The sequence below is a fragment of the Polaromonas sp. CF318 genome (assembly GCF_000282655.1).
In the GTDB taxonomy this organism is placed as follows: domain Bacteria; phylum Pseudomonadota; class Gammaproteobacteria; order Burkholderiales; family Burkholderiaceae_C; genus Polaromonas.
This window is the reverse complement of record NZ_AKIV01000136.1, coordinates 1-26174: the sequence shown is the minus strand read 5'-3', so window position 1 is coordinate 26174 and position 26174 is coordinate 1. Positions and strand designations below refer to the sequence as shown.

Sequence of the window (26174 nt, the reverse complement as noted above, 5' to 3'; positions counted from 1 at the left end):
CCGGGCCGCAGGCGCAGCGGCCCCCTTGGGGGGCAGCGCATTACACGAAGTGAAAAGCGTGGGGGCTCTACTCATACCCGAAGGTCTTGACCCTGGCCTCGTCATCGGCCCAGCCCGAGCGGACCTTGACCCAGATCTCCAGGAACACCTTGCCGCCCGTGAGGGTCTCAAGTTCGTGCCGGGCTTCGGTGCCTATGCGTTTGAGTTTTTCGCCCTTTTCGCCAATGATCATGCCCTTGTGGCCGTCGCGCTCGACCACGATGGTGGCGGCGATCTTGCGCAGGGCGCCCTCCTCCTCGTACTGATCGATGATGACGGTAGAGGTGTAGGGCAGCTCGTCGCCGGTCAGGCGGAACAGCTTCTCGCGGATGATCTCGGCGGCCATGAAGCGGTCGCTGCGGTCGGTCAGCTCGTCGGGGCCGTACATCCAGGGCTGGACCGGCAGGTATTTTTCGCAAATGCCGAACAGGCGCTCGATGTCCCTGGCGTTGTTGGCCGACATGGGCACAAACTCGGCGAAATTGTGGCGCTCCTGCATCTCCCTGAGCCAAGGCGCGATCTCGGCGCGACGGTGTATCAGGTCGAACTTGTTGGCCAGCAGGATCGCGGGCGTCTTTTCGGGCAGCAGGGCCAGCACCTTGGCGTCGGCCTGGTTGAACTGGCCGGCTTCGACAACAAACACAATCAGGTCCACGTCATTGACGGCGCCGACCACGGTGCGGTTCAGCGAGCGGTTCAGCGCGTTGCCGTGCCGGGTCTGGAAGCCCGGCGTGTCGACGAACACATATTGCGTGGCCTTGACCGTGCGCATGCCGGTGATGCGGTGGCGCGTGGTCTGGGCCTTGCGCGAGGTGATGCTGATTTTTTGCCCCACCAGGGCATTGAGCAGCGTGGACTTGCCCACGTTGGGCTTGCCGACAATGGCGATCAGGCCGCAGCGCTGCTCGCCGGCAGGCGGCGTGTCGGCGGTGGGCACGGCCGCGCCGCGCGAGGACAGGGCCTGCGCCAGCATGGCTTCGAGCGCGTCGGGCGGCTGCACAGCCTCCAGCGGCTTGGCCTGCCGCGCCTTGGGTTTGGCGGCGGGCGCTGCTGTGGCGGCAGCCGGTTTCTTGGCTTCTTTTTTACCTGTACTCATAATTTTGGTGTGTTGGCCCGCAGCCTCTGGGCGGCGGCAGGCGCGGAGTCAGGATTCCAGTGTCTTGACAAACATCAGCATGGCCGCGGCGGCAGCCTGCTCGCCGGCCCGGCGCGAACCGCCTATGCCGCGCTCGGCCCGCCCGAACTCCGCAATTTCGCACTCGACGTCGAATGTCTGCTTATGGGCGGCACCCATGGTGCCCACCACGCGGTAGATGGGCAGGTTCATTTTGCGCCCTTGCAACCACTCCTGCAATTCGGTCTTGGGGTCCTTGCCGATGGCCTGCATCTGGGGGTTGATCTCGACATCCTTGAAAAGGCGGTGCACCAGCCGGGCGGCGGTGTCAAAGCCCGCGTCGAGGTAGACCGCGCCTATCACGGCCTCCAGCGCGTCGGCAAGGATGGAGGGCCGCTTGTGGCCGCCGGACTTGGCCTCGCCTTCGCCCAGGCGCACCATCTCGGGCAGGCCCAGCCCGACCGCCAGCTTGTGCAGGGTGTCCTGCTTGACCAGGTTGGCGCGCACGCGGGACAGGTCGCCTTCGGGCAGCTCGCTCAGTTGTTCATAGAGCAGTCCGGCCACTGCCAGATTCAGGACGGAATCGCCCAGAAACTCGATGCGCTCGTTGTGGTCGGACGAAAAGCTGCGGTGCGTCAGCGCCTGCAGCAGCAGCTTGGGATTGGAGAACTCATGCTCCAGACGCTTTTGCAGCGCCGGCAGACCCGGGCTCGAGGTGGCGCTGGCTCGCACTTATTTGGATTTGCCGCTGTACTTGAGCAGCAAGAAGGCGGGGCCGGCCATGTGGATTTCCTTGTTGTAGGCGAAGGACACCACGGTTTTATCGCCGTCCTTGGTCACTTCCAGGTCCTTGCCGCTGATCGATTTGATGTCGTCAATCTGGGCCGCCTTGTCGAAGATGGTCCGGACTTCAACGACGGTATTGCCGTCCCTGGCCTTGTTGACGGCCTTGGTGATGGCCTGGAGCTCAACCAGCGTCGGGAAAACCTGGGCGGCCAGAATCCCCGCGCAGACCAGGATGACGCAGAAAAACAGAAGGCCGATGAAGGAAATGCCGCGTTGCTGATGTTTCATTTTTTCTCCTGCTCTGACTAGAAAACCCTCCGGCCCGCCGCCCTGGACGGCGCTGCCGCCCATATTGCTATTCGAAAGAGCCGATACGTTTGAGGTTGCCGAAATTCATCCAGACAAAAAAGGCCTTGCCCACGATATTGGCCTCCGGGACAAAGCCCCAATAGCGCGAATCCTGCGAATTATCGCGGTTGTCGCCCATCATGAAGTACTGCCCCTCAGGCACCTTGCAGACCATGCCTTCGCTACTGTAACGGCAATTCTGCTTGAAAGGAAAGTCCATAACCTCACGCTCATCCAGCCCGGCGCGCCGTGTGTCGTCATTGAGCAGGCGGTACTTCTTGGTGCCGTTGACCTCTTCGAACTGCTTGGCGTAGCGCAGCACGTCCTCGTCGAAGAAGTCCGGCAGCGGCGTCTTGGGCAGGGGTTTGCCGTTGATGGTCAGCTTTTTGTTGATGTAGGCCACCTCGTCCCCCGGCACGCCGACCACGCGCTTGATGTAGTCCAGGCTGGGCTTGGGCGGATAGCGGAACACCATCACGTCGCCGCGCTGCGGGCTCTGGTTGTTGATGACCTTGATGTTCAGCACGGGCAGGCGCACGCCGTAGTGGAATTTGTTGACCAGGATCAGGTCGTTGATCAGCAAGGTCGGGATCATCGAGCCGGAGGGGATCTTGAAGGGCTCGAACAGGAAGGAGCGCAGCAGGAAAACCACCACGATCACAGGGAACAGGCCGGCGGTCCAGTCCAGCCACCAGGGCTGCATGATGAGCCGGGCGCGGGCTTCGCCGAGGTTGTTGTTGTCGACCTGGGTGATGCCCTTTTGGGCCAGCTCGGCCTGGCGCCTGGCGGCGCTTTCCTCGAGCGCCGCAGCGGCCTTGTAGCGCTGCGGCAGGAAATAAAAGCGTTCGGCCAGCCAGTAGATGCCGGTGACCACCGATGCCAGGAACAGCAGCAGGGAGAAGTTGCCTTCGACGGCGCCGAAGTACCAGGCGGCGCCGTAACCCACAAAGGCCGCCAGCACCACGGCCGTGATCGTGCTCATTGCGCCGCGCATCAGTCTTCCACCTGCAAAATGGCCAGGAAGGCTTCCTGGGGTACTTCAACGGAACCGATTTGTTTCATGCGTTTTTTACCCGCTTTTTGTTTCTCTAGGAGCTTGCGCTTGCGTGAAATATCGCCGCCGTAGCATTTGGCGATCACGTTTTTGCGAAGCGCTTTGATTGTCTCACGCGCAATAATGTTGGCCCCGATGGCGGCCTGGATCGCGACGTCGAATTGCTGGCGTGAAATGATCTCGCGCATCTTGGCGACCACCGCCCGCCCGCGGTAGGCCGACTGGCTGCGGTGGACGATGATGGACAGCGCGTCCACCTTCTCGCCGTTGAGCAGGATGTCGACCTTCACCACGTCCGAAGCCCGGAATTCCTTGAATTCGTAGTCCATGGACGCGTAGCCGCGCGAGACGGATTTGAGCTTGTCGAAGAAGTCCAGCACGATCTCGCCCAACGGCATCTCGTAGGTCAGCATGACCTGCTTGCCGTGGTAGGCCATGTTCAGCTGGATGCCGCGCTTCTGGTTGGCCAGCGTCATGACGGCGCCCACGTAGTCCTGCGGCATATACAGGTGCACGGTCACGATGGGCTCGCGGATCTCGTTGACGCGCCCGGCGTCCGGGATTTTGGACGGGTTCTCGACCATGATGGTCTCGCCGTCGGACTTGAGCACCTCGTAGACAACACTGGGCGCCGTCGTGATCAGGTCCTGGTCGAACTCCCGCTCCAGCCGCTCCTGGACGATCTCCATGTGCAGCAGGCCCAGGAAGCCGCAGCGAAAGCCGAAACCCAGGGCTTCGCTGACCTCAGGCTCGTAGTGCAGCGAGGCGTCGTTGAGCTTGAGCTTTTCCAGCGCATCCCGCAGGGACTCGTACTCGCTGGCCTCGGAAGGGTAAAGGCCGGCAAAAACGGCGGGCTGGATTTCCTTGAAGCCGGGCAGCGCCTCGGTGGCGGTGAATGCCGCGCCGCCGGTGCCGGGCTTGACGAGCGTGACGGTGTCGCCCACGCGGGCGGCCTGCAGTTCCTTGATGCCGGCGATCACAAAACCCACTTCGCCGGGTTCGAGCGACGGGCGCGGCTCGGTGTGCGGAGTGAAAACCCCCAGCTGCTCGGCGTTGTACATCGCCTCGCTGGCCATCAGCTTGATGCGGTCCCCCTTGGCGAGCCGGCCGTCGACCACCCGCACCAGCATGACCACGCCCACATAGGCGTCGTACCAGCTGTCGATGATCATGGCGCGCAGCGGGCCGTCCGGATTGCCTTTGGGCGAGGGAATCCGGGCGACGATGGCCTCCAGGATTTCGTCGATGCCCATGCCGGTCTTGGCGCTGCAGGGAATCGCGTCGGTCGCGTCGATGCCGATGACCTCCTCGATTTCCTGCTTGGCGTTGTCCGGGTCGGCCTGCGGCAAGTCCATCTTGTTGAGCACCGGCACGACCTCAACGCCGAGGTCCAGCGCGGTGTAGCAGTTGGCGACGGTCTGCGCCTCCACGCCCTGGCTCGCGTCCACCACCAGCAGCGCGCCCTCGCATGCGGACAGCGAGCGGCTGACCTCATAAGAGAAGTCGACGTGGCCCGGCGTGTCGATCAGATTGAGGTTGTAAACCTCGCCGTTGAGTGCCTTGTATTTGAGCGCAGCGGTCTGCGCCTTGATGGTTATCCCACGCTCTTTTTCGATGTCCATCGAATCCAGAACCTGCGCGCTCATCTCGCGGTCCTGCAAACCACCGCAGCGCTGGATGAGTCGATCAGCCAAGGTGGATTTGCCGTGATCAATGTGCGCAATGATCGAAAAATTTCTGATGTGATTCATCAACGAGAACGCCTAAGTACTTGAAAGTATTGCGAAGAGATTGGGTGCGATTCGCGAGAGGCCATAAAAAAGGGCGCGTCGATTAGCGACGCGCCCTGAACCAACAATCTATGGCAACTGCGATAGTTGGAACTTCATTGTAGGCAAAAAGCCAGAGCCGAACAGTCCCGAAATTGCCATATTTTTGTCGTTGCAGGCTAGCAACAGGAATCTTATGCACAACTTATTCACATTTTTAAACTGCATGTCTCTGAACAACTTGTGGGTGATCTGTGGATCAGTGTGTATTACCCAAAATCAAGTTGGAAAGCGGGATTTTGGGGTCCCCGATATATCCAAAAGACACAGAGGCAAGCCCCTATTCTACCGAAATCCGTCCGTGACCTGATTTTATTGTGAGCGATCACTAACAAAAAGCAAGTACCGGGCCGCTGAAAAATATATTTTTGAGGAGGCTTAAAAAGGCCTGGATGATGGCAAAACCCATAAACCCCAGCAGGGTATGGGGGCCTTCCAGGCCCGTTGGCGGCTCCCCGGTGCCCGGACACGGGCCCCTGACCGGACGTGGACAAGCCTGGCGACCCAGCCTGGCCGGGCCCTCCGATACGGTTTAGCGCGCGGGCCGGATCAGCGCGTATTGCGCCCATTCACCGCGGCGGAACAGCACATTGATGGCCTTGGTCTTGTCGATCTTGGCAAGGGCCGCCTCGAATTCCTTGACGCTGGTGATTTCCGAATTGGCGATCGCCACAATCACGTCGCCTTCGCGAAGGCCGGCGCGCGAAGCCGCGGCTTCGGCTGTGTCCACCTTGACGCCGCCCTTGATCTTGAGTTCCTTCTTCTGCGCGTCGCTCACTTCGCTGACCACCAGACCCAGTGCCTGGGCCGCGCCCACGGCCGGCGCTTTGGGTTCGGGACCCGAAGCCTTGCGCGCCGGTTTTTCAGGCTCGACCTCGCCGATGGTGACCGAAAGGTCCTTGCTCGCGCCGCGCCTGAAGACGGTCACCACGGCCTTGGTGCCGGGCTTCACATTGCCGACCATGCGCGGCAGGTCGCTGGATTTCTCGATGGGCTTGCCGTCGAACTTGATGATGATGTCGCCGGCCTCGATGCCGGCTTTTTCGGCGGGCGCACCGCTCTCAACGCCGCGGACCAAGGCGCCCTGCGCCTTGCCCAGGCCGATGGATTCGGCCACGTCCTTGGTGACCTGGTCGATCTGCACGCCGATACGGCCCCGCGTGACCCTGCCGCTGCTGCGCAACTGGTCGGATACGCGCGCGGCTTCATCGATGGGAATGGCAAAGGAAATGCCCTGGAAGCCGCCCGAGCGCGAGTAGATCTGGCTGTTGATGCCGACCACTTCGCCGCGCATATTGATCAGCGGGCCGCCCGAGTTGCCCGGGTTGATGGCCACGTCGGTCTGGATGAAGGGCAGGTAGTCGCCGGTGTCGCGCTGCTTGGCGCTCACGATGCCCGCCGTCACGGTGTTCTCAAGGCCGAAAGGCGAGCCTATGGCCATCACCCATTCACCTACCTTGAGGCGGTTGATGTCGCCGATCTTGACGGCCGGCAGGCCTGTTGCCTCGATCTTGACCACGGCCACGTCGCTGCGCTTGTCGGCGCCAATGATCTTGGCCTTGAATTCGCGCTTGTCCGCCAGGGTGACGAGAACCTCGTCGGCGCCCTCCACCACATGGGCATTGGTCATGACAAAGCCGTCCGCCGTCAGGATGAAACCGGAACCCACGCCGCGCGGCTGGTCTTCATCGGGTTGCCCGCGGTCGGGCCGCGGCACGCGCGGCATATTGGGCGGGACCGGGATGCCGAAGCGCTTGAAGAACTCCAGCATCTGCTCGTCAGCGCTTCCGCCGGCCGAGGGCTTGGCTTTTTCCAGGGTGCGGATATTGACCACCGACGGGCCTACCTGCTCCACCAGGTCCGTGAAATCGGGCAAGGTGCGGGTTTGCGCCCAGGCCGGAGCCACGGGCACCAGCGTAGCGACTGCGGCAGCCGCCACCAGACCGGCGGTCAGGCAGGAGCGCAGAGGTTTCCAGTTCAGTTCAAGCATCGTCAGCCTCGTCAAAAATAGGGGTCATCAGGCAATCCAGGTCGCAGGGGGAAACCGGCCGCCGGAACGCCAGGGGCATATTATTTCTTGCGCTCCAGGCCATTGGCAAAGAGCTTCAGGGTGGCCATGGGAACTTCGCCCATGACGGTGACCCAATAGGCATCGAGCTGCCGCGTGATGGTCTGCGTGGCGCCCATCGACAGGCTGGACTCCCTGTCGTGGCGTTGCCGGTCGAAGGGCTCCACAAAGATGGACACCGAGGCCAGGCCGTCCGAAAAAATCCATTGCAGGGGTTCCTCGCCGGACGCCGGGTTGACTGTCGCCGGCCGCTTGTAGCAGCTCATGGGCTTGAAGCCCGCCACCGGCGCCTTGAGGATCCAGCCTTCGGCGCTGGCGGTGGTTTTCACCAGGACCGGTTTCTCGACACGGTAACCGTCGACCTTGCCCATCATCTGGAGCAGCTTGTCCATCTTGACCGGGGCATCGAGTTGCAGCTCGGAAAACGCCGCCTGCTCCAGCACCTTGCCGTCGGTGTCCAGCGTCTGCAGCTTCACGACCAGGCCTTTTTTCTGCTCGGTCCAGACACGGTAGCCAAAGCGCATGTTGTCCTTGGGCACCAGCAGCACGATGTCGGCTTCGATCCCGGCCACGCGCTCGGCGCCCTCCTGCTTGACCTTGTAGTAATCGGCGATACGGCCGTCGGCCGACTGCAGCAGTTGCGGGAACATGCCCAGCGACTCGCGCTTTTCACTGCGGACCACCTTGTGGTCGGGCATGAAGGTGACCACCTGGTCGTTGTGGCGGAAGATGGAGCGCGGCGCGCCCGTGAGCGTTTCGACCCGCTCCATCTGCTGGTCGCCCTCGCAGACATGCCAGATCTTGGCGCTGGACATGGCGCCGCCCGAGGAGACCACAAAGGTGCCGATGTAGGACCGCTTTCGGGAGGCCTCGTGCATGCGCATCAGCCAGTCGTTGATGCTGCGGGACTCCACGGCTGATGCCGCGGGGGCAGGTGTGGCCTGCGCCGCCACATGGCCCACGGCCGGCAAGGTGCACCCTGCCAGGGCGAGAAGACGAAGTAGCTTGAGGTTCATGGTGTCGCCAAAGCCCGGTCGCGGTGCGGCGTGCGCTCAGCGCCCTGCATCGCGAGGCGTCTCGAAAGTGGCATTGCGCAGAAAGCCAGAGGGCTCCTGCAGGGCCGAGGTGCCGCCCAGCTGTTTGTGCGCGGCCAGCAGCTCCTCAAGCCGCGCATCGCGCACCACCGGGCCTTGCGGCGAAGCGACCACCACCACCTGCTGGGCAGAAGCGGGGGCCTGGGCCAGTTGCGGCGCGGTGGCAGGCGCCAGCAGGCCGGCGGCATTCCATGCGATGGCGGACACCGCCGCGAGCGAGGCAAAGCCCGCCACCAGCTTCCAGCGGAACTCGCCGTCGTTGGCAGCCTGGCCGCGGTGATCAGACAGGGCCGCGGGCACATCCGGGACAGCCGGCTGGACGGGACGAGGCGCAGCGGCCGGCGAGGCTTCCTGCGCCAGGCGCTGGTTCAGACGGCTCAGGAATGCCGGGTCCGCGCCGCGCGCACCATGGGCGGACCGCAATGCATCGCCGATCAGATGATAGGTATCCCAGCACGCAACCGCCGAATCATCGTGCCGGCTGGCGTGAAGCGCGGCGGCAAAGTCTTCCCCGCCAAGTTGGCCATCGGCCAGGGCGGACATGAGCTCGCTGGTTTGCATAGACGGTTTCATGATGTTCTTGGTGTTCGTGGGGTTCATGGATGGCTCCTGGGTGCCGCGGCCTTACCAGCGCTTGCCGCTCTGGTTTTCCAGCAAAGGCTTTACCTTCTGCGAAATCGCTTCACGCGCCCTGAAAATCCGGGACCGCACTGTGCCTATGGGGCAATCCATGGCCTCCGAGATCTCTTCATAGCTCAACCCTTCGATTTCACGCAGGGTGATGGCCTGGCGGAGCTCCTCCGGCAAGGCTTCCATGGCCGCATTGATAATCTCCGCGATTTCCTTGCTGGCCAGCACGGCATCCGGCGTTTCCGAGCTTGTTAGTTCGTTTTCCAGCGGGGAAGTTTCATCGCTTTCCTCGCTTTGGCCCGATTTGAAGGCATTTTCTGAAACAGTCGGGTCGCGTTTGAGGTCCATCAAGGCTTTTTTCGCGGTATTCACGGCGATCCGGTACAGCCAGGTGTAAAACTGGGCCTCACCCCTGAACTGCGCCAGGGCCCGGTAGGCCCGGATAAACGTCTCCTGGGCGATGTCCTCCACCAGGTCCACATCGCGGACCATGCGGCCTATCAGGCGCTGGATGCGCCGCTGGTACTTGATGACCAGGAGCTCATAGGCTTTCTGGTCGCCCGCGACCGTGCGCTCGACCAGCATGGCGTCGCTGTCGTTGGCTTTTTCCAGCGGCAAAAGTGGCAGGTCGGCGCTCATGAAGGGTTTGGCCTGCCGTCTGGGGAGTGCATAGCCCCCGATACTGCCACAGCTGCTTTGTGCGGCGAATAAACCGCCCTGCGCAGGTCCAGCCAGCGCTCGGGCATGCTGCGCCGCTCCATCCAGAGCCACAAACAGGCATGGGCCTGGTTTTCAAGCCGCAGCAGCAGGATATTCTGGAAATCAGCGAGGACCGACAGGCCGTACTCGGCGACACCGGCCTGGTAGCCCGGGCTTTCCCAGCGCCAGACCTCGCCGTCCCAGGCGAGTTGGCCTGCCGGGGCATTTCGCCAACTGACATAGGCCGCTGCACCGGCTCCGGCAACAAAAACAAGCGCCAGCACGATACGCCAATCGAGCCGCCCGGCGCCCTGGAGGAACCACAGCAGGGTCAGCGACAGGCCGCAAAGCCACAGGCCCAGCAAGAGCGCGCCCAGAAAACGCGAACGCCCCAACGGATAAACAACCGGAGGGGCGTTGTGCGTGGCCAAGGGCTTGCGGAGCGCGGGTAAAAATCAGGCGCGCTTGAAAACCAGCGTGCCGTTGGTGCCGCCGAAGCCGAAGTTGTTTTTCACGGCAACTTCGATCCTGGCGTCACGCGCAGTATTGGCGCAGTAGTCGAGGTCGCACTCGGGGTCCTGGTTGAAGATATTGATGGTCGGCGGAATCTTCTGGTGGTGCAGCGAGAGCACGGTAAACACCGATTCAATGCCGCCGGCCCCGCCCAGCAGGTGGCCGGTCATGGACTTGGTGGAGCTGACCATCAGCTTTTTGGCATGGTCGCCGAAGGCCGCCTTGATGGCGTTGGTCTCGTTGAGGTCGCCCAGCGGCGTGGACGTGCCGTGCGCATTGAGGTACTGGACCTCGTCGGCGTTGACACCGGCGTTCTTCAGGGCCATCACCATGGAGCGGCGCGGGCCGTCGATGTCGGGCGCGGTCATGTGGTACGCGTCGGCGCTCATGCCGAAGCCGGTCAGCTCGGCATAAATTTTCGCACCGCGGGCCTTGGCGTGTTCGTACTCTTCAAGCACCAGCACGCCGCCGCCCTCGCCCAGCACAAAACCGTCGCGGTCCTTGTCCCAGGGGCGTGAGGCCGTTTTCGGGTCTTCGTTGCGGGTGGACAAGGCACGGGCAGCCGCGAAGCCGCCTATGCCCAGGGGCGACACACAGGATTCCGCGCCGCCGGCCACCATCACATCGCAATCACCGTACTCGATCATGCGGGCCGACAGGCCGATGGCGTGAAGGCCGGTGGTGCAGGCCGTGACGACCGCGATGTTGGGGCCCTTGAAGCCGAACTTGATGGACACATGCCCCGAGATCATGTTGATGATCGAGGCAGGCACAAAAAACGGGGAGATCCGGCGCGGGCCGCGATTGACCAGCTCGGAATGCATCTGCTCGATCATGGGCAAGCCGCCGATTCCCGAGCCGATATTGCAGCCTATGCGTGTAGCCATCTCGCCATCAAGCGCCTCGCCGGTCGGCAAGCCGCTGTCGGCCACCGCCTGGCAGGCCGCGGCCAGGCCCAGGTGGATGAACCGGTCCATGTGCCGGGCTTCTTTTTCGGGGATGTAGTCCGCGATGTTGAAACCCTTGACCTCGCCGGCGAATTTGCAGGCGAGATTGCTGGCATCAAACCCGGTGACAAGATCAATCCCAGGCTTGCCGGCAAGAAGATTGGCCCAGGACTCAGCCACGGTATTACCTACCGGGCTGACGCAACCCAGACCTGTCACGACGACACGACGACGGCTCATTCAGAAATCCTGAAAAGAACCTGAAAAGGCCCTGTGGCTTTTCAGGCTTGGTGACGGCAGAGTCACAGGCGCAAACCTGCGGCCTCAGGCCTTTTGATGGGTGTTTGCGTAGTCAATCGCGTTCTGGACGGTGGTGATCTTCTCGGCGTCTTCGTCGGGAATCTCAATGCCGAACTCGTCTTCCAGAGCCATAACCAGTTCTACGGTGTCAAGGGAGTCAGCGCCCAGATCGGCCACAAAGGCTTTTTCATTGGTGACCTGGCCTTCTTCCACGCCGAGTTGTTCGGCAATGATTTTCTTAACACGTGCTTCGATATCGCTCATAGTTCCCTCTGAGGGTTGTAAATTAATCCGTGATTTTACCGCGTTAGAGTCGTTTCCCTAAGCACCGCGCCGGACGGATAAAAACCGGCTTCGATTTCCCGTGTTTTACCACTGTCAAGCCGCGGTTTTCATGAAACTGCGGCTGGACGGCTCCAAGGCCTACATATACATGCCGCCGTTGACGTGAATCTCCTGGCCGGTGATGTAAGCCGCCTGCGGGCTGGCTACAAAGGCCACGGCGTGCGCAATGTCTTGCGGCTTGCCGAGGTGGCCCAGCGGTATCTGCCCCAGCAGCGCTTTTTGCTGCTCTTCGGGCAAACCGGCTGTCATGTCGGTCTCGATAAAGCCCGGCGCCACACAATTGACCGTGATGTTGCGCGAACCGAGCTCGCGCGCCAGCGCGCGCGTCATGCCGGCCACGCCGGCCTTGGCGGCCGCGTAATTGGACTGGCCAGCGTTGCCCGAGGCGCCGACCACCGAAGTGATGCTGATGATGCGGCCGTAGCGCTGCTTCATCATGGTGCGCATCACCGCGCGGCTCATGCGGAACACGGCCTTCAGGTTGGTGTCCAGCACGGCGTCCCAGTCCTCGTCCTTCAGGCGCATCGCCAGCATGTCGCGGGTGATGCCCGCGTTGTTGACCAGCACCTGCAGGCCGCCGTGCTCCTTGACGATGGCCTCGATCAACGCCTCGGCCGCGGCGGCGTCGTTCACATTCAGGTTCTTGCCGGCGCAACCTGGGAAAGCCGCGAGGGCCTGGCCGATCTTGGCCGCGCCTTCGTCGCTGGTCGCCGTGCCTATGACCTTGAGGCCCTTCTGGGCCAACTCGAGTGCGATGGCCGCGCCTATGCCGCGCGATGCACCGGTGACCAGCGCGACCTGGCCCTCAAACTTCACTTCGCTCATGCCAGTAACTCCTTCACTTCCGCCAGCGAGGCGGGATCAAACAGGGGGACGCCCGCCAACTCGGGATCGATTCTTTTGGCCATGCCGGCCAGTACTTTGCCCGGCCCGCACTCGACCAGCGTCGTGAGGCCGCGCGCCTTGAGGGTTTGCACGCACTCCACCCAGCGCACGGGACCATAGGCCTGGCGGTACAGCGCCGCGCGAATGCGGTCCGCGTCTGTCTCGACGGCCACATCGATATTGTTGACGACCGGGATTGTCGGTGCCGCGAAATCGACGGCGGCCAGCTTTTCACGCAGCTTCTCGGCCGCGGGCTTCATGAGGCTGGAGTGAAAGGGTGCCGACACCGGCAGCGGCAAGGCGCGCTTGGCGCCATTGGCCTTGAGCACTTCGCAGGCTTTCTCGACCGCGGCCTTGCTGCCCGCGATAACGGTCTGCATCGGGTCGTTGAAATTGACGGCTTCCACCACTTCGGCGGTGTTGCCGCCGAAGCTGCGCGCGGCCTCGGCGCAGCCCTCTATCACTTTGGATGCTTCCATGCCCAGGATGGCCGCCATCGCGCCGACGCCGACCGGCACCGCGTCCTGCATGGCCTGCGCGCGAAAGCGCACCAGCGGCGCGGCCTGCGCCAGCGTCAGCACGCCGGAAGCCACCAGCGCGGAATATTCGCCCAGCGAATGCCCCGCCACAGCGGCCGGCGCCACGCCGGTCTCGGCCATCCAGGCGCGGTAGGCCGCCACGCCGGCGACCAGCATCACGGGCTGGGTGTTGGTGGTCAGCGCCAGCGCCTCCTTGGGGCCTTCCCTGATCAAGCGGCCGACATCCTCGCCGAGCGCCTCGGAGGCTTCGGCCAGCGTCTGCGCGACCACGGGATGGTCGCCCCAGGCGTCCAGCATGCCGACCGACTGTGAGCCCTGGCCGGGAAAAACAATGGCAAACGATTTCAAATGATTACTCCATGGATCGAATTCTTGGATCGCCCAAAGGCGTCCGCATGCATTTTAAGAAGATGAACAGCCATTTTTGACGCGCGGCCCGTCAAGCCGAAGACGGCATGGCGCCATGGCGCACACCCCGCAGCCGCGCAAGGCCCCAGCCCACAGCGAATTTGATGCATTGAAAAATCGCCGCAACCGCCAGCCAGGGGTCTATGAGGTAATCCCACAGGTTGGTGGACTCCAGCGCGCCGGCCACCCAGGCGAGCAAACCCAGGGCCACCAGCGCGGGCAGCAGGCGCAAGCCCCCGGCCCAGCACGCCAGCGACAGCGCCAGAAGCGCCGCCCAGAGGGCCGGCGAGCCCCAGCCCAGCCGGTAGGCATCCCAATCGCCCCAGCCCAGGGCCAGCGGGTACAGGAACAAGGCACAGGCCGCAAAGGCAAAGCTCAGCGCCATGCGTTCACGCTGCGCCACTGGGGCCATGCCGCGCAGGCGCTGGTACATGCCCAGGCAGGCGATGGCCACCAGCGAAATGCTCAAGTCCGAACTGATGCCGCGCACATACGCGACCAGCGGCAAACGAGCCGGGCCCACCGGGCACCACAGCAGCACAAACACGGCGGCGCTGGCCCATTTGCCCCAGGGCGTGACGCCATGCCGCCAGCTCAGCAGGCGCAGGCAGCCGGCGCAGAGCACCAGGTTGATGCCGAGCAGGGCGATCAGGTCATTTGCCGGAGGAAACATGGCCGGGCGCCGCTTGCGCGGCCTCTAGGGTTTGCAGGGGATCCAGCCGCACATGCTTGATGCGCGTGCGGTGCCAGGTATAGAGGAGGTGCAGGTAGCCGTCGCGGCTTTGCAGCAGGTAGGGGTAGGAAAACTCCTGGGAGCAGCTCTGGCCGCCGCACAGCTGGCGCCGGGCACTGGCCACATAGGCCTGGGCCTCGCCGTCGCTGGCGCCGCGGGCCTTGAGTTCCTGGGTCAGCAGGCGTTCGTAGTCGCCCATGGATGTGCGCGCCTGCGGATTGGCGGACGACTCCACGATCCAGGGCGTCACGCCATCAAATGAGCCACCCGTGGCGGTCTGCAGCAAGGCCAGTGTTTCGCGGTTGCGGGGCGCCGGGTTCAGGGCCAGCCATTGCGTGCCGCTGTTCGTCATGGTGCCGGCCAGGGCGGAATCCGGGTTGGGCCAGGCGCTCGCATGGGCCGGCAACCAGGTCTTGCCGGCATCGGTGGTGCTTGAGGCCATCAGTGCCGTGGCATTGCCCGAGCGCATATAGACCTGCGCCTTCTGCGGCCCCGACACCAGGACCACCGGCTGCAAGCTGGTGCGGCTGCCCGGAATGCGCACCTTGTCGACGACCTGGCCCTGAGGGCTGATGCGCAGGACCTCACCGAATTTGGCGACGAACTCGTGGTACACCGGCAAGCCGGTTTCACCATTCTCGAAGATGACGGGTGTGCCCTTGACCAGGGTGCTGATGTTCAGGAAGGGCGAGGTCACCAGCCGGCGCGGCGCGCTCCAGCTCGCGCCTTCGTCGGTGGATCGCGCCCAGGTGATGGAACTGCCCGCCCACCCGCCCAGCGACACATTGACCATCCATAGGTTCAGCGAGCCATCGGGCGCGCGGGCAATCACCGGGTTGCCGATTTTCTTGACATAGCGCCACAGGCCTTGCTGCAGTGCCTGCCGGTCGAACAGCGTGCTTTCCGCGCCCCAGCGCAAACCGGTGGCATCGGTCACGGCACTCTGGATGGTGACGTCTCCCGCGCCCTCGCGCGAACCCGAGAACCAGACCGCCCGCAAACGTCCGTCGCGCAACTCGACCAGCGACGCGGCGTGCACGGCCTGGCCGGGAGAAGACGAAACAAATTGGGCTTCGAAACGGAAGCGGCCGTCGGGTGAGCGTTGCTGTGCCGGCGGGTGAGCGCGAGGCAGTTGGGGTGCATCGGCGGACGGCGCCGCAAACGGAGAAGCCGGCGAACGCTGCAGGACCTTCCATCCGGCGAGGGCGAAAGCCAGCACCAGCAAGGCAGCTGCAAGGCGCTCCAATGCACCGGACGGTTTGAAATTCAAGTGCCCACCTGTCTGTGAAAGCCTGGCGGATGGGTAGCGGGCCGCTCAGTATTTGAGAAGCACCGCACCCCAGGTAAAGCCGCCGCCCACGCCTTCGAGCATGAGGGTGTCGCCTTTTTGGATCTTGCCGCTGCGCACGGCCGCATCCAGCGCAAGCGGGATGGAGGCGGCGGAAGTGTTGCCGTGCTGGTCGACGGTCACGATAAGCTTTTCCAGCGGCATCTTCAATTTTTTGGCCGTGCTCTGCATGATGCGGATATTGGCCTGGTGCGGAATCAGCCAGTCGATGTCGGCGTCGGTCAGATTGGCTTTTGCCAGCGTGGCACGAGCGGCGCTTTCGAGCACGCCCACAGCCAGCTTGAACACGGCCTGGCCGTCCATCTTGAGCAGCGGGTCGCCCAGGATCTGGCCGCCCGAGACATTGCCGGGCACGCAGAGGATGCCGACATGCTTGCCGTCGGCATGCAGGTCGCTGGCAAGGATGCCGGGCGTCTCCGAAGCCTCCAGCACCACGGCGCCGGCGCCATCGCCGAAAAGCACGCAGGTGGTGCGGTCCGAAAAATCCAGGATGCGCGAGAACACTTCCGCGCCGATCACCAGCGCCTTGCTGGCCGAACCGGTGCGTATCATGGCGTCGGCCACGGTCAGCGCGTAGACGAAACCGCTGCACACGGCCTGCACATCGAAGGCCGCGCAGCCCGCGATGCCCAGCTTGTTTTGCAGGATACAGGCGGCCGACGGAAACACCATGTCGGGTGTCGAGGTCGCCACGATGATGAGGTCGATATCGGATGCCTGCAGGCCCGCGGCCTGCAGGGCATTTTTGGCGGCTTCCACACCCAGGTCGCTGCTGGTCACGTCGGGCGCGGCAAAGTGGCGGGCCCGGATGCCGGTGCGCTCCACAATCCATTCGTCGGAGGTTTCCACGCCTCGTGTGGCCAGGTCGGCGGCCAGTTCGGCGTTGGTCAGTCGGCGCGGCGGCAAATAACTACCGGTGCCGGCGATGCGTGAGTAACGGGTCATTAATGAGTGGCCGGTGTTGAAACTGCTGAGTCAACTGGCATTGAGGAGGGCTTCGGCGGGCGCATCGGCGGGGGGTGCCGCCTGCGCCGTCACCAACAAAGGGGCCGCATGGGCGATGCGTTCGCGGACTCTCTCAAGCAAATTGTTCCGAGCCGCATCATAAGCCCGATTCAGCGCCCTCTCAAAAGCGAAGGCGTCCGCCGAACCATGGCTCTTGAAGACCAGGCCTTGCAGGCCCAGCAAGGCCGCACCGTTGTAACGCCTGTGGTCAACCCGATTTTTAAATGCAGTTAACACCGGATAGGCAATGATGGCGGATATTTTTGCAAAGATATTGCGAGAGAATTCGGTTTTGATGAAGCCACCTATCATGCTGGCAAGGCCTTCGCTGGCCTTGAGCGCCACATTGCCCACAAAACCGTCACAGACCACGATGTCTGTCGTTCCCTTGAAAATATCGTTGCCCTCGACATTTCCATAAAAATTCAAATCGCCTGAATTGGAAGCGGATCGCAACAATTCACCGGCTTTTTTAATCATTTCACTGCCTTTTATCGCCTCTTCCCCGATATTGAGCAGGCCAACGCTGGGCGTCGGGTTGGTGGTGATGGCCGCTACCAGGGCGGAGCCCATCACGGCGAACTGCAGCAGGTGGTCTTCGGTGCAATCGACGTTGGCGCCCAGGTCCAGCACGGTGGTGGCGCCGCCCAGGGCATTGGGCAACTGGGTGGCAATGGCCGGACGGTCTATGCCTTCCAGGGTCTTGAGCACGTAGCGGGCAATCGCCATGAGGGCGCCGGTATTGCCGGCCGACACGGCAGCCTGGGCCACGCCGTCCTTGACCTGGTTCATCGCAACCCGCATCGAGGAATTTTTCTTGCGCCGCAGCGCGATCTCGATGGGATCATCCATGGTGACGATCTCGCTGGCCGGAACAATCTGGCAGCGCGGATGGGCATGGAGTCGCGCGTGCAGGGGATGCGCCGCCAGCACTTCGGGCTGACCCACCAGCACCACAGCGGCGTCGGGGTGACCATCCAGGAAAGCCAGGCTGGCGGGCAGCGTCACGGCGGGACCGATATCGCCGCCCATGGCATCGACAGCAATCCTGATCATGGGGCGACCGGTGCAGTCAAGAGGTGAAATTCAGGCAAAAGAAAGGCCCGCAGGATGAGTGCGGGCCCATGCTCAAAGCGTGGAGTTACGCTTCGGATTTGGTTTTCAGCACCTTGCGGCCACGGTAAAAACCGGTGGGGCTGATGTGGTGGCGCAGGTGGGTTTCGCCGGTGGTGGATTCCACGGCAATGCCTGGCACGGTGAGTGCGTTGTGCGAACGGTGCATACCGCGCTTCGAAGGTGACTTTTTGTTTTGCTGGACGGCCATGATCCACTCCTGATGGGGTGTTAGGTTGGTAAATTACGCACCAAATTCCGAGTTCAGACAGCTGGACCTGAATATCGGTCCATGACAGCCTGAGCGCCATGTCACCGTATCCACCGCATTGGTACGCGAAGCCTTTGATTATAGCTTGATGCGGGGGCATTTTCATCACCCCGGCCTCAGACGGGCGAAATGTCCATGAATCCAATGGTTTTTCGCATGAATTTAGTAATTCTAAATTACTACTTTTTACTCTTCAGCTGCGCCAGCACGGCAAAGGGATTGGGTTTTCCCATGGGCTCACCCGCCGCATCCGGCACCTCCTCATCACCGGCCTGAAGTTTGGGAGCGACCGGGCATTCCTCGTGCATGGGCACCAGGGGCAAGGCCATCAGCAGTTCATCCTCCAGCACGGCGAGCAGGTTGAACTGGGGCTCCATCACCAGCAGGTCCTCTTCGGACTGGTCGTCCTCGGCCATGGCGATGTCTTCGCTGGCGACAAAGCGGTACCACTGGTCCACCTCTACCGGCATCTGGACCACGCCCATGCAGCGCTGGCAGGTCAGCGGAACGCTTGCCTGGGCTTGCAAATGCAGCCACACCTCGTCGTCGGCGCCGGTGCGCGGGCGCAACTCGCCCCGCGCCTCCCATTGAACGGCCGAATCGGCCTGCAGCCCTTGCGTTTCCTCGGCAAGTCGCTCCAGATTTTGTAGCAATGTGGTTTCAGCGAGCGCCACGCCCTCCAGGGCAAACGCTTTCATGTTGAGCCGGCTGGGCTGAAGGGGTCTGGACATGGATGCAGTGTAAGAGAATCGGAGGCATGACCCTTGTTTCCCCTCCCGCCACCAACCGCCCTCTCGTACTGGGTTCGACCTCACGCTACCGCCGCGAATTGCTGCAGCGGCTGCACATCCCGTTTGAGGTCGCCGCGCCGGAGGTGGACGAAACCCCGCAGCCCGGAGAGGCCCCCCAGGCCCTGGCCGAGCGCCTGGCCCTGGCCAAGGCCCGCGCGGTGGCCGCCGCCTTTCCGGGCGCGGTCGTCATAGGCTCAGACCAGGTGGCCGACCTGGACGGCGAACCGCTGGGCAAGCCGGGCAGCCATGAAAAAGCCGTTGCGCAGCTGCGCCGCATGCGCGGGCGCACCGTGGTTTTCCAGACCGCCGTGGCCGTGGTGTGCCTGGAAACCGGCTACGAGGCGCAAAGCCTGGCGCCGGTGAAGGTGAAATTCCGCGACCTGAGCGACGACGAGATCGAACACTACCTGCGCATCGAGCAGCCTTACGACTGCGCGGGCAGCGCCAAAAGCGAAGGCCTGGGCATCGCGCTGCTGGAGTCCATAGACAACGACGACCCGACCGCGCTGGTCGGCCTGCCGCTGATACGCACCTGCCGGCTGATCCAGGCGGCTGGCATCCAACTGCTGTCCGGAGGCCGGCCATGAACGCCGCCGTGAAAGGCAAGCTCTACCTGGTGCCCGCGCCGCTGGATTTCGGCTGCGACGCGCAGGCGCCGCTGCAGGAGGTCATGCCGCTGCAAACCCTGCAACTCGCAGCGCGGCTGTCCTGCTGGATCTGCGAGAACGCCAAAAGCACGCGCGCCTACCTCAAGCGCATAGACGCGCTGCAGCCGCTGGCCGCGCCGCTGCAGTCGCTGCAGATCCAGGAACTGCCGCGCGAGGTCCATAAAAAAGGCGACCACGGTGGCAACTTCGACGCGCGTCCGCTGCTGGCGGCCGCCCTGGAAGGCCGCGACATGGGCCTGGTCAGCGAAGCCGGCATGCCGGCGATTGCCGACCCGGGCTCCTCCGTGGTGCGCGCGGCGCACGACCTGGGGCTGCAAGTCGTGCCGCTCACGGGCCCGATGTCGCTGATGCTGGCGCTGGCCGCCAGCGGCCTGAACGGCCAGAGTTTCGCCTTTGCCGGCTATGTGCCGCAAACGCCGGCCGAGCGCGCGCAGCGCATACGCGAACTGGAATCGCTGGCGCTGAAATCCGGCCAGACCCAGCTCTTTATCGAAACCCCCTACCGCAACGCAGCCCTGCTGCAGTCGCTGCTGCAAACGCTGCAGGGCAACACCCGACTGGCGCTGAGCTGCGGCCTGACCCTCGGCGCGGCCTGGTCGCGCAGCGCGCAGGTGAGCGTGTGGAAGCGCGACAAACCCCAGGCGCCGCTGGACTTGCCGACGGTGTTCGCCATAGGCCGCTAAAAAAAGGCCGCCTCAGCGCCCACAAAAAAGCCCGCATGACGCGGGCTTTTTAACGGGGAAAGCGCCTGGCGCTCAACGCAGCGCGGGAATCGCTTTGAAGGCCTTCATCGCGCCCTCACCCATGGCGGCACCGAACTTCTTGGCCAGGCGCTCGGCCACGTTGTCGCGGCGCGTGTAGTCGATGATCTCGTCGGTCTTGACCACTTCGCGCGCGACATAGTCGAGGTTGCCCAGCTGGTCGGCCAGGCCCAGTTCCACGGCCTGCTGGCCGCTCCAGAACAGGCCGCTGAACATCTCGGGCGTTTCCTTCAGGCGCTTGCCGCGGCCGGCTTTGACCACCGCGATGAACTGCTGGTGGATCTGGTCCAGCATGGCCTGCGCGAAGACGCGCTGCTTTTCGTTTTGCGGGCTGAAGGGGTCCAGAAAACCCTTGTTCTCGCCGGCGGTCAACAGGCGGCGCTCCACGCCCAGTTTGTCCATCAGGCCGGTGAAGCCAAAGCCGTCCATCAGCACGCCTATGCTGCCCACGATGCTGGCCTTGTCGACATAAATCTTGTCGGCCGAGACGGCGATGTAATAAGCGGCGGAGGCGCAGGTCTCTTCGACCACGGCGTAAACCGGCTTTTTGTGCTTGGCCTTCAGGCGCAGGATTTCGTCGTTCATCATGCCGGCCTGCACGGGGCTACCGCCGGGGGAGTTGATCAGCAGCACGACGGCCTTGGCGCCGTCGTCTTCAAAGGCCGCGCGCAGGGCCGCATTGACGAACTCGGCGCTGGCGTCGGCGCCCGCGGCGATCTCGCCCTTGATTTCCACCACGGCGGTGTGCGGCACGGTCGCGTCGCTGGCGGGTGTGCCGCGGTGCAGCAGCATCCAGACCAGGGCCACGAAAAAAGCCAGCCAGGCCAGGCGCACAAAAGTCTTCCAGCGGCGCGTGGCCTTTTGTTCATTGAGCGCGGCGAAGGCCAGCTTTTCCAGCGTCGCGCGCTCCCAGCCCGGGGCGCCGGTCGGGTCCGCTGCGGATTTTTTTGCCTGATTCACCGGATTGTTATAGGGCGGAAGGGATTCCGGCTGGTTGGGCCGGAAGTCCGATTCGCGCAGCAAATCGGGGTCTGTGGAGGGATCAGGGCGTTGGGGATCGTTCATGGGCACTAGTTTAGAGAGGTATTAGAACTGTAGCGGTTTAAGGTTGTAAGCAGAATGCCAATAAACAACCCCCTCCGATTCGGAAAGCGCGATTTTGATCAGGCCGCCCTGGCAGGGCCCACCCGCGCACTGGCCGGTGTCGGGACGGTAGGCGGCGCCATGGCTGGCGCACAGCAGCCACTGGCCCTGGTCGTCAAACACCCGGTTGGGCTGCCAGTCGAGTTCCATCGCGACGTGGCTGCAGCGATTGAGGTAGGCATGGACCACGCCCTCGAAACGCACGGCGAAGGCGCGGCAGGTCTGGCCGGCGTAGACCACGTCAAACGGCACCGCCAGCCCGCCTTCGAGCAGGTCGCGGCTGTTGCACAGGGCTTGCCGTTCGTCCATGGCCTTTGATGCCTCTTAACGCCGGACTTCAGCCATGGGCCAGCAGCCAGTCCTGCAGTTCCGGCACCGAATGCGCGACGTGGCGCGGCGCCAGCACGGCGAAACTGTCGGGTTCATGCGCGCCGTAGCTCACGCCCACACTGGGGCAACCGGCATTGAGCGCCATCTGCAGGTCGTGGGTGGTGTCGCCCACCATCAGCACGCGCTCGGGCGCGACGTCGAACTCCGCCATCAGCTCGTGCAGCATGCGCGGGTCGGGTTTGCCGGCCGTCTCGTCGGCGGTGCGCGAGCCATCGAACATGCCCCTGAGCTCCACGGTGCGCAGCACCTCGTCAAGGCCGCGGCGCGACTTGCCGGTGGCCACCGCGAGCAGGTGGCCGCGCGCCTTCAAGGCGTCGAGCAGGGGCAGCACGCCGTCAAACAGACTCAGGTCGTCGTAGTGCGCGGCGTAGTGGTGGCGGTAGCGCTCGCCGAGCTGGGGGTATTTTTCAGGCGGCACGTCGGGCGCGGCATGGGCCAGCGCCTGCATCAGGCCCAGGCCTATGACATAGCCGGCTTCCTTGTCGGTCGGCACCGTGCCGCCCACGTCGCGCACCGCGGCCTGGATGCAGCGCACGATGATGCCGGTCGAATCAAACAGCGTGCCGTCCCAGTCGAAGGCGATCAGGTCGAAATTTCGGGTTTGCATATCGCCCTATTGTCGCCGGGGCCGGTGCGCCCTGCCGCGGCATAAGCCTTAAACCACGTCCTCAGGCGCCGCCGGCAAAAACTGCTGCAACTCGGGCGGCAAGGCCGCCTGCAGGTGCACGACCTTGCGCAGCTTGGGATGGTTGAACTTCAGGCTCCAGGCATGCAAAAACATGCGCTTGAGCGGCACCGCGCCGCCCGCGGTTTTCTGCAGCGCCCGGTTCAGCTCGAAATCGCCGTATTTGTCGTCCCCGGCAATCGGGTGGCCTTCATTGGCCAGGTGCACGCGGATCTGGTGCGTGCGGCCCGTCTTGATGGTGACTTCCAGCAAGGTAAAGGGCGTAGCCGGCGCCAGCGGGCTGGCGGGAACGGCCGCCTTGACCTTCACCAGCGTCACCGAACGCATGCCGTCGGGGTGGTCGTTGTCCACCACTTTCACGCGCCGCTCGCCGTCGGGCAGCAAATACTTGTGCAGCGCCTTGTCGATCACCCGGTGATTGGCCGGCCAGTCGCCGCCGACCAGCGCCAGGTAGACCTTATCGGTCTCGCGCTCGCGGAACTGCTCCTGCAGCAACTTGAGCGCCATGCGCCGCTTGGCGATCAACAGGATGCCGCTGGTCTCGCGGTCCAGCCGGTGCACCAGTTCCAGGAAGTCGGCCTCCGGCCGCGCCATGCGCAGCTGCTCGATCACCCCGAAACTCACGCCGCTGCCGCCGTGCACGGCCACGCCGGCCGGTTTGTCGATGGCCAGCACGAAGTCGTCTTCAAACAGGATGGGGAATTCGCGCGACGGCGCATAGCCGCCGGTGGTGGAACTCGCACCGTGGCGGGCAATTTCCTGGGCCATGGCCTCGGCCTTCTGGCCGGCCCGCTCGGAGGTGCGCACCGGCGGCAGGCGCACCACGTCGCCGGCCTCCACACGGGTGTCGGCCTGCGCCCTGCCCTTGTTCACCCTGACCTCGCCGCTGCGGATGATGCGGTAAACATGGGTTTTGGGCACGCCCTTGAGCTGGCGGATCAAAAAGTTGTCCAGCCGCTGGCCGGCATAGTCCTCGCCCACGGTCACCAGCGTGGCCTGGGGCGCCGCCGGGACCGGTGCCTGGGGAATGGGCGGAGTGGAGGCGGCTGCAGGTTTGGGCCTGGCGGCGGCCACGGGCGGGCGACCCGGTGTTTTCCCGGGTTTCCTTGCCAAGCCCCTGGCTGACCCTATAATGTGTTTCACTAGCGATGCGCTGTAAGTGGTTGATTTGTCTGGAGTTTAGTCCACACACGTCCCCGGCCCTGAAAAGGCGAACAAGCAGCCTCGCTGGAAGGTCGATGCCCACGCCGGCAATTGCCCGCAAGCGACGAGTGCCAGGCACCTCGCGGCGAGCGTCTTGCACGGTAGACGAGTCGACGTTTTGCGAACACAACTACGGAATACCATGTGTGCAGCCCAAGTCATGAACAACAGGCTGCGCACGGATCCAGCCGAGATCAAGTCCTTTAACGGGTAGCCCTCTGATGACAACACTGGTCAGTCTGATTTATATATGCCTGCGGCGCCTCACGACATTCGTGGGCCCCGCATTCGGCATGAATCAGCCGCCAGCCTTTGTGCAGTGGGCGCCAGCAGCCGCGCTTTGCGCGGCACCCACCCGTTTGACCCCTGCTCGCTCCATCCACGCGCCTACGCCCAGACCACGTCGCTGACCGATTCATTTCGGTCGGCCGCGCGCCGTCAAAAGCTCTCCGGCAATTCCTCCACGTTCGCACTGCGTCCCTCCGGCGTCGTTGGCCCATTTTGGGCATGTGATTGATGTTCGAGACATGACATCAAAACGAAGAACGATAAGGAAGGCTACCCATGAAACGGATGCTGGTAAACGCCACTCAGGCTGAAGAACGCCGCCTGGCGATCGTCGACGGACAAAAACTCCTCGACTACGAAATTGAAATCGAAGGGCGCGAACAGCGCAAGGGCAACATCTACAAGGCCGTCGTCACGCGCGTCGAGCCCTCGCTGGAAGCCTGCTTCGTCGACTACGGCGAGGACCGCCACGGCTTCCTGCCGTTCAAGGAAATCTCCAAGCAGTACTTCGCCCAGGGCGTGCCGGTCAGCCAGGCGCGCATCAACGACGTCATCAAGGAAGGCCAGGAACTGCTGGTCCAGGTCGAAAAAGAAGAACGCGGCAACAAGGGCGCGGCCCTCACCACCTTCGTCTCCCTGGCCGGCCGCTATGTGGTCCTGATGCCCAACAACCCGCGCGGCGGCGGCGTGAGCCGGCGCATCGAGGGCGACGACCGGGCCGAGCTTAAAGAAGCGATGGACCAGCTCGAGTACCCGGGCGGCATGAGCATCATCGCGCGCACCGCCGGCATCGGCCGCAGCGCCCCTGAACTGCAGTGGGACCTGAACTACCTGCTCAAGCTCTGGACCGCCATCGACGGCGCCGGCAAGGGCGGCAAGGGCGCTTTCCTGATTTACCAGGAATCCAGCCTCGTGATCCGCGCGATCCGCGACTACTTCAACAGCGACATCGGCGACATCCTGTTCGACACCGACGACGTCTACGAGCAGGCCAAGCAGTTCATGGCGCACGTGATGCCCGAGCACGAGCACCGCGTCAAGCGCTACCGCGACGACGCGCCGCTGTTCAGCCGCTTCCAGATCGAGCACCAGATCGAGTCGGCCTACGCCCGCACCGTGCAGTTGCCTTCCGGCGGCGCCATCGTGATCGACCACACCGAAGCCCTGGTTTCAGTCGACGTCAACTCGGCCCGCGCCATCAAGGGCGGCGACATCGAGGAAACCGCCACCCGCACCAACCTGGAAGCCGCCGACGAAGTCGCGCGCCAGATGCGTTTGCGCGACCTGGGCGGCCTGATCGTCATCGACTTCATCGACATGGAAGAGTCGCGCAACCGCCGCGACGTGGAAAACCGCCTGCGCGACGCGCTGCGCCAGGACCGCGCCCGCGTGCAGTTCGGCACCATCAGCAAGTTCGGCCTCATGGAAATGAGCCGCCAGCGCCTGCGCCCGGCCCTGTCCGAAGGCGCGTCGATTCCCTGCCCGCGCTGCGGCGGCTCCGGCCACATCCGCGACACCGAAAGCTCGGCGCTGCAGATCCTGCGCATCATCCAGGAAGAGTCTCTCAAGGACAGCACGGCATCCGTGTTGTGTCAGGTCCCGGTCGACGTGGCCTCCTTCCTGCTCAACGAAAAGCGCTCCGAGATCGCCAAGATCGAAGTCAAGCAGCGCATCAACGTGCTGCTGGTGCCCAACAAGACGCTGGAAACGCCCAACTACCGCCTGGAACGCCTGAAGCACGACGACCCGCGCCTGGACAACATCGCCGCCAGCTACAAGATGGCCGAGGAAGTCGAAGACCCGACCACCGTCACGCGCCGCAGCCAGGAAAAGCACAACAAGCAGGAGCCCGTCATCAAGGGCGTGCTGCCCGATGCGCCCGCGCCCGTGGCACCGCCCAAGCCGGAACCCGTTCCGCATGCGGCGGCGCACAAGCCAGTTGCCCGTCCCGCACCGGCGGCGGCACCCGCTGAAAAAGGCTTCTTCGGCTGGATCAAGAGCCTGTTCGGCGGCGCCGAAGCGCCGGCCCCGGCGCCTGCCGCCAAGGAAGTGAAAAAAGACGAGCGCGGCGAAGGCCGGCGTGAAGGTCGCGGTGAAGGCCGTGGCGGCGAGCGTGGCGAGCGCTCCGATCGCGGCGGTGAGCGCGGCGGCCGTGACGGCCGGCGCGGCGGCCGGGG

Annotated in this window: 27 protein-coding genes; 3 read left to right on the top strand and 24 right to left on the bottom strand. The window is 63.8% G+C overall.

Features of this window, described 5'->3' with window-relative positions; translation table 11 throughout:
* Positions 1 to 67: 67 nt before the first annotated feature.
* The 20 genes from era to PMI15_RS20625 form a co-directional block, all read right to left on the bottom strand.
* Positions 68 to 1135, bottom strand: a complete 1068-nt coding sequence (gene era, locus PMI15_RS20720; RefSeq protein WP_007873896.1) for a GTPase Era — start codon at positions 1133 to 1135, stop codon at positions 68 to 70.
* A 48-nt stretch (positions 1136 to 1183) separates the two neighbouring features.
* Positions 1184 to 1885 carry a ribonuclease III gene (rnc, locus tag PMI15_RS20715; protein ID WP_007873895.1) on the bottom strand — a complete coding sequence of 234 codons (702 nt, stop codon included), beginning with the start codon at positions 1883 to 1885 and terminating at the stop codon, positions 1184 to 1186.
* Positions 1886 to 2227: a DUF4845 domain-containing protein gene (locus PMI15_RS20710; RefSeq protein WP_007873894.1), complete on the bottom strand. Its 342-nt coding sequence runs from the start codon at positions 2225 to 2227 to the stop codon at positions 1886 to 1888.
* A gap of 67 nt (positions 2228 to 2294) precedes the next feature.
* Complete coding sequence (gene lepB / locus PMI15_RS20705) at positions 2295 to 3269, bottom strand: signal peptidase I (protein ID WP_036840418.1); 975 nt, start codon at positions 3267 to 3269, stop codon at positions 2295 to 2297.
* Positions 3270 to 3280: 11 nt separating this feature from the next.
* Entirely contained in the window at positions 3281 to 5092 is a 1812-nt protein-coding gene (lepA, locus tag PMI15_RS20700) for a translation elongation factor 4 (RefSeq protein WP_036840400.1), read from the bottom strand.
* A 610-nt stretch (positions 5093 to 5702) separates the two neighbouring features.
* Complete coding sequence (locus PMI15_RS20695; protein ID WP_007873891.1) at positions 5703 to 7160, bottom strand: DegQ family serine endoprotease; 1458 nt, start codon at positions 7158 to 7160, stop codon at positions 5703 to 5705.
* A gap of 80 nt (positions 7161 to 7240) precedes the next feature.
* On the bottom strand, positions 7241 to 8254 hold the full coding sequence (locus PMI15_RS20690) for a MucB/RseB C-terminal domain-containing protein (protein WP_051002016.1): 1014 nt from the start codon (positions 8252 to 8254) through the stop codon (positions 7241 to 7243).
* A 36-nt stretch (positions 8255 to 8290) separates the two neighbouring features.
* Complete coding sequence (locus tag PMI15_RS20685; RefSeq protein WP_007873889.1) at positions 8291 to 8932, bottom strand: sigma-E factor negative regulatory protein; 642 nt, start codon at positions 8930 to 8932, stop codon at positions 8291 to 8293.
* 24 nt (positions 8933 to 8956) lie between these two features.
* Positions 8957 to 9601: an RNA polymerase sigma factor RpoE gene (rpoE, locus tag PMI15_RS20680; RefSeq protein ID WP_007873888.1), complete on the bottom strand. Its 645-nt coding sequence runs from the start codon at positions 9599 to 9601 to the stop codon at positions 8957 to 8959.
* Positions 9598 to 10092: a hypothetical protein gene (locus PMI15_RS20675; RefSeq protein ID WP_007873887.1), complete on the bottom strand. Its 495-nt coding sequence runs from the start codon at positions 10090 to 10092 to the stop codon at positions 9598 to 9600. The genes rpoE and PMI15_RS20675 overlap by 4 nt, the downstream gene beginning before the upstream one ends.
* Before the next feature lie 24 nt (positions 10093 to 10116).
* Positions 10117 to 11361, bottom strand: a complete 1245-nt coding sequence (fabF, locus tag PMI15_RS20670) for a beta-ketoacyl-ACP synthase II (RefSeq protein ID WP_007873886.1) — start codon at positions 11359 to 11361, stop codon at positions 10117 to 10119.
* Positions 11362 to 11445: 84 nt separating this feature from the next.
* A complete protein-coding gene (acpP, locus tag PMI15_RS20665; protein WP_007873885.1) occupies positions 11446 to 11685 on the bottom strand; it encodes an acyl carrier protein in 240 nt (79 codons plus the stop codon).
* Between the two features lie 159 nt (positions 11686 to 11844).
* Positions 11845 to 12591, bottom strand: a complete 747-nt coding sequence (gene fabG / locus PMI15_RS20660) for a 3-oxoacyl-ACP reductase FabG (RefSeq protein WP_007873884.1) — start codon at positions 12589 to 12591, stop codon at positions 11845 to 11847.
* Positions 12588 to 13538 carry an ACP S-malonyltransferase gene (gene fabD / locus PMI15_RS20655; RefSeq protein ID WP_007873883.1) on the bottom strand — a complete coding sequence of 317 codons (951 nt, stop codon included), beginning with the start codon at positions 13536 to 13538 and terminating at the stop codon, positions 12588 to 12590. The genes fabG and fabD overlap by 4 nt, the downstream gene beginning before the upstream one ends.
* Positions 13539 to 13629: 91 nt before the next feature.
* Positions 13630 to 14271 (bottom strand): hypothetical protein, encoded by a 642-nt coding sequence (locus PMI15_RS20650; protein WP_007873882.1) that lies wholly within the window; start codon positions 14269 to 14271, stop codon positions 13630 to 13632.
* Positions 14252 to 15601, bottom strand: coding sequence for an exo-alpha-sialidase (locus PMI15_RS20645; RefSeq protein ID WP_157214694.1), 1350 nt, complete (start codon positions 15599 to 15601; stop codon positions 14252 to 14254). The genes PMI15_RS20650 and PMI15_RS20645 overlap by 20 nt, the downstream gene beginning before the upstream one ends.
* 45 nt (positions 15602 to 15646) lie before the next feature.
* The gene (locus tag PMI15_RS20640) at positions 15647 to 16624 is read right to left on the bottom strand and encodes a beta-ketoacyl-ACP synthase III (protein WP_007873880.1); all 978 of its coding nucleotides are present in this window, start codon (positions 16622 to 16624) and stop codon (positions 15647 to 15649) included.
* Positions 16625 to 16654: 30 nt separating this feature from the next.
* Positions 16655 to 17740, bottom strand: coding sequence for a phosphate acyltransferase PlsX (gene plsX, locus PMI15_RS20635; RefSeq protein ID WP_007873879.1), 1086 nt, complete (start codon positions 17738 to 17740; stop codon positions 16655 to 16657).
* Between the two features lie 85 nt (positions 17741 to 17825).
* A complete protein-coding gene (gene rpmF, locus PMI15_RS20630) occupies positions 17826 to 18008 on the bottom strand; it encodes a 50S ribosomal protein L32 (RefSeq protein ID WP_007873878.1) in 183 nt (60 codons plus the stop codon).
* Between the two features lie 239 nt (positions 18009 to 18247).
* Complete coding sequence (locus PMI15_RS20625) at positions 18248 to 18799, bottom strand: DUF177 domain-containing protein (protein WP_036840393.1); 552 nt, start codon at positions 18797 to 18799, stop codon at positions 18248 to 18250.
* A 26-nt stretch (positions 18800 to 18825) separates the two neighbouring features.
* Between PMI15_RS20625 and PMI15_RS20620 the strand changes: the two genes are divergently transcribed.
* Positions 18826 to 19446: a Maf family nucleotide pyrophosphatase gene (locus PMI15_RS20620; protein WP_007873876.1), complete on the top strand. Its 621-nt coding sequence runs from the start codon at positions 18826 to 18828 to the stop codon at positions 19444 to 19446.
* Positions 19443 to 20210, top strand: coding sequence for an SAM-dependent methyltransferase (locus tag PMI15_RS20615; RefSeq protein WP_007873875.1), 768 nt, complete (start codon positions 19443 to 19445; stop codon positions 20208 to 20210). The genes PMI15_RS20620 and PMI15_RS20615 overlap by 4 nt, the downstream gene beginning before the upstream one ends.
* 72 nt (positions 20211 to 20282) lie before the next feature.
* Here PMI15_RS20615 and PMI15_RS20610 read toward each other — a convergent pair whose 3' ends face one another.
* From PMI15_RS20610 to PMI15_RS20595, 4 genes are read right to left on the bottom strand one after another with little or no spacing between them, the layout of a single operon-like run.
* A complete protein-coding gene (locus PMI15_RS20610; RefSeq protein WP_007873874.1) occupies positions 20283 to 21353 on the bottom strand; it encodes a S49 family peptidase in 1071 nt (356 codons plus the stop codon).
* A 21-nt stretch (positions 21354 to 21374) separates the two neighbouring features.
* On the bottom strand, positions 21375 to 21740 hold the full coding sequence (locus PMI15_RS20605) for a Rieske 2Fe-2S domain-containing protein (protein ID WP_007873873.1): 366 nt from the start codon (positions 21738 to 21740) through the stop codon (positions 21375 to 21377).
* Positions 21741 to 21768: 28 nt separating this feature from the next.
* Positions 21769 to 22428 (bottom strand): HAD family hydrolase, encoded by a 660-nt coding sequence (locus PMI15_RS20600; RefSeq protein ID WP_007873872.1) that lies wholly within the window; start codon positions 22426 to 22428, stop codon positions 21769 to 21771.
* A 48-nt stretch (positions 22429 to 22476) separates the two neighbouring features.
* A complete protein-coding gene (locus PMI15_RS20595) occupies positions 22477 to 23580 on the bottom strand; it encodes an RluA family pseudouridine synthase (RefSeq protein WP_007873871.1) in 1104 nt (367 codons plus the stop codon).
* A 693-nt stretch (positions 23581 to 24273) separates the two neighbouring features.
* Between PMI15_RS20595 and PMI15_RS20590 the strand changes: the two genes are divergently transcribed.
* Positions 24274 to 26174, top strand: a 1901-nt coding sequence (locus PMI15_RS20590; protein WP_007873870.1) for an Rne/Rng family ribonuclease, incomplete at its 3' end; no start/stop codon positions are given.